Genomic DNA, 3,591 nt, shown 5'->3' with positions numbered 1-3,591 from the left:
GAACCGGTACAGCTATGTCCATAACAATCCGGTCAACTTTACGGATCCATCAGGACACTGTGAGACGACGAGTGATTCAGACGATACGTATTGCATCCCGAAACCGAAACCACCAACGGGCGGAGGGAATGACGGAAGCACACCACCTCCACCAGCACCAAAACCAGGTGCTGGAGGATCCGGTGGATCTGGAGGAGGAATAGGCGGAAGCGGAGGATCCGGTGGAGGAGGATCATCGGGTGGGTCTGAAGATCCAGTTGAGGAACCAGTAGATCCCGGACCAACCAAGGAAGAACTGCTTGCCATGGCCATAGCTGAATTTAATAACAGAGCAGGAAATATTCCTTCCAATATGTACAAACCTACTAAGTACTCAGTATATGATGGATATAACATGCATTTTGATAGTAAAAGAAAAGTACTAGGGGGAATTAATCAGCCTGACCTTAGTTGGGGACATGTAACTGCAAGTACTGTCAATTACTGGTTTATGGAAGATATTCACACTTTATTGAATTACCGTAGTGCCTCTAAAGAGGATGTATTTCTAGCCGCTGCTGGGTTATTATATAAACCGGGTAAAGTTGTCGATTTAGCGAAGGCAAGTAAGGGTACGGGTAATGGTTATAAATATTGGAATAAGACAACAGAATTTAATAATGTGAAAGTTTATCAAAGAGATGATATTATAGACCCAAGCATGGTAGACGCAAGGGGAAGAACTAATCTTGAAAGAATGAAAAAGGGATTGGCTCCACTTGGTCCAGATGGGAAGTCAATCAATCTTCATCACACAACCCAGAGAAATACAAGCTCAATAGCAGAAGTTACACAGACGTTCCATAAAGAAAACAGTTCGGTAATCCATATCAACCCTAATACTATACCTTCTGGTATAAATAGAACAGAATTTAATAAGTGGAGAACTGATTATTGGAAGAATAGAGCTAATGATTTTTAATATGAAAATGGAGGGTAAAAATGAGCGTTGAAACTTATCAGAAAGCAAAGCAAATTATTCAGGCCAATGAAGATATGGCTGACTTTATTGGAAGGCGGACAAATGAATTAATAAAATTGGCTGAAGAAAAGCTAGGTGTAAAATTTACTGGGCTATATTTAGATTATTTACAAACTTTTGGAGCAGGAAATTTCGGGGCTCAAGAGATTTACGGGATTATTAATGATAATTTTGAAAACTCTTCTGTTCCTGATGCAATTTGGTACACTTTAACGGAAAGAAAAGAAATTAATCTACCTAATAACCTTCTTGTTATCTATGATACTGGGAGCGATGAACTTTTTTGTTTAGATTTTAATCAACTTGATGAAAAAGGAGAACCAAAGGTAGTATCTTTTGTGCCTGGTATTGATTTGGAAAGTCAAAGTTATGAAATAATTGCTAATGATTTTGGTGATTTTTTATTAGATTTAGTTATGCAAGAAGTATAATATAACAATTGAACCTTGATTGGCTTTTAGCCTTTCAAGGTTTTTATATTTCTAATAAGTTTTATGGTTAAACAATTACTTAGTATTTGAATCAAAAACTCATGACGGTTAACTGACATACGAGATTGGTTACATTGATATTTGTATAAAACAATAACATTTACTACTTGATTTACAGTTGCACACGAGCATGACAAAGCTCGTACTGTTAAAGAAGGTAATACGAAGGTTTATTTGGAAGTGAATAAAAATAAAGGAATTATGTGTAGGGTAACATGAACGATGTTTTTATGAAATTCAGAACTCATGAAGGTAGTACCATCATGGAGTTTGGTATTAATACTTGGATTTGGAGATAAGAAAGAGAATTAGGCGAGATGACATTTTACATGGTAGGGATAGTTATGACATGGCATAGGCAACAAACTAACGAGAATGACAATGCTCTTGGCGATAACAATGGGTATCGTGAAAGGGCACACTTTTACTGCTGTGGCTTCTAAATTTTCGGGTTGTATTTTAACTAAAGACGGTCGTATAATACTCGCTATTCGTTTAAAAAGCTTACAAAAATTAAAATTTATGTAACGGGAGGGAGAGAAGTTGAACGTTGTCGGGTATATACGTGTCTCAACTCATGGGCAAGCAAAAGATGGATACAGCTTGAAATATCAAGAAGATGAAATCAAAGCATACTGTGAAGAAAATGGATGGAACTTGATACAAATTTTTAGAGATGAAGGAATCAGTGGTGCTAAATTAAATGAGGAAGCATTGGATATTAACAGGGTGGGCTTACAGGAGATGTTGGCTCACCTTTCGTCTATCCAAATAGATTATGTGGTAGTGCTGAACACAAGCCGATTATGGCGGTCAGATATTGTAAGGTGCTGGTTCAACGGGGATAAAGAAATTTGGATGTGGATATTAAAAGTATTGAACAGCCCCTTTACAGCATCCATAAGAAAGACCCAAAATTACAAAACAGTAATGGTGAGTGAACCTTAGCTATGAAATAACCAGTTTGCCATTTTTATAATAGTTTAAGATACAACACAGGGTACGGGTAATGCTATAAGAGCAGATTTTTATGTATCATGATTCCGCCGGCGGTAACCGGATTGAACAAAATGAAGACGGCAGCCGGAGACAAGAAGTATTTCTATGATGCCAACGGCAACCTCGTTGAAAAGGAAACAAGGGAAGGCATGATCAAGTACAATTACACGACCGACAACCGCTTGAAAGGCGTGTACTACCCGGACGGCTCGCTCGTTGAGTATGAGTACGACGCCCTGAGAAGAAAAGCGTCGCGGCACCAGGGAGAAAAACGGCCTGAAAAAGCGGATGGGCAAAGCGCTCTACGAAGAAACAACCCAGTACCTGTATGACGGACTGAACGTGTTCAAGGAATACGGGGAAAACGGCCAGCCGCTCGCCCAGTATTATATGGGATCGGACCACGTGATTGCCCGGAAGATGTTCGGCAACCACGGCCGCAAGCAGGAAGGCTATGAAGGCAATATCCGGACCCGAGGCGGACTGTTGTATTACCATGAAGACGCGATCGGCAACATCATGGACGTCACCGACCGGATCGGCGAACAAATGATGAAGTACCGCTATGATGCGTTCGGCAACCTGTTTACCGAGATGGCGGCCCCATACAACGCCGTCGGGTTCACCGGAAAATCGTATGACGCCAAAGCCGGACTGATCGATTTCGGCTCAAGATGGTACAGCCCGAACGAAGGACGCTTCACGACGATGGACACGTTCCCGGGATGGACGAACCTTCCGGCCAGCTTAAACCGGTTCAGCAATGCCCATAACAACCCGGCGACCTATATGGACCCAAGCGGACACGCAATCTGTATCCCGACTGGCCCGGATGGGGAGTATTGTAAAGCGCCCGCACCAGGAGGCGGAGGCAAAGATCCAACACCGCCACCGCCACCAGCACCAAAACCAGGTTCCGGAGGATCAGGCGGATCTGGAGGAGGAAAAGGCGAAAGCGGAGGATCAGGTGGATCTTCAGGAGGATCTGGAGGCGGAGGCCCAGTAGCACCACCACCGCCACCGCCACCACCTGTACCAACCCTGGCAGAATTGATTGCCATGGCCAGAACAAATTATAAC

General features: G+C 42.4%; 4 protein-coding genes and 1 pseudogene. All 5 read left to right on the top strand.

Annotation, left to right across the window (positions count from 1 at the left end; translation table 11 throughout):
* Positions 1-961: HNH/ENDO VII family nuclease (locus CU633_RS22510; RefSeq protein WP_308314828.1), on the top strand; the 961-nt coding region annotated here is incomplete at its 5' end.
* Positions 962-981: 20 nt separating this feature from the next.
* Positions 982-1,452: an SMI1/KNR4 family protein gene (locus CU633_RS22505; protein ID WP_101662769.1), complete on the top strand. Its 471-nt coding sequence runs from the start codon at positions 982-984 to the stop codon at positions 1,450-1,452.
* Positions 1,453-2,055: 603 nt separating this feature from the next.
* A pseudogene (locus CU633_RS22500) lies at positions 2,056-2,426 on the top strand (recombinase family protein); the annotation flags it as partial.
* A 123-nt stretch (positions 2,427-2,549) separates the two neighbouring features.
* Positions 2,550-2,843, top strand: coding sequence for an RHS repeat protein (locus CU633_RS22495; protein ID WP_101662768.1), 294 nt, complete (start codon positions 2,550-2,552; stop codon positions 2,841-2,843).
* Positions 2,844-2,901: 58 nt separating this feature from the next.
* Positions 2,902-3,591 (top strand): RHS repeat-associated core domain-containing protein (locus CU633_RS22490; RefSeq protein ID WP_180955089.1); only part of this gene is annotated, 690 nt, incomplete at its 3' end.

This window comes from Bacillus sp. V3-13 (assembly GCF_002860165.1).
Taxonomy (GTDB): Bacteria; Bacillota; Bacilli; order Bacillales; family Cytobacillaceae; genus Bacillus_BJ.
The sequence above is the reverse complement of the archived record's forward strand: the minus strand, read 5'-3'. Positions and strand labels throughout refer to the sequence as shown.

What these genes read in the sequence shown, in the direction of transcription:
- CU633_RS22505 (WP_101662769.1), top strand. Translation starts at nt 982, where the DNA reads ATGAGCGTTGAAACTTATCAGAAAGCAAAGCAAATTATTCAGGCCAAT.
- CU633_RS22495 (WP_101662768.1), top strand. Translation starts at nt 2,550, where the DNA reads ATGATTCCGCCGGCGGTAACCGGATTGAACAAAATGAAGACGGCAGCC.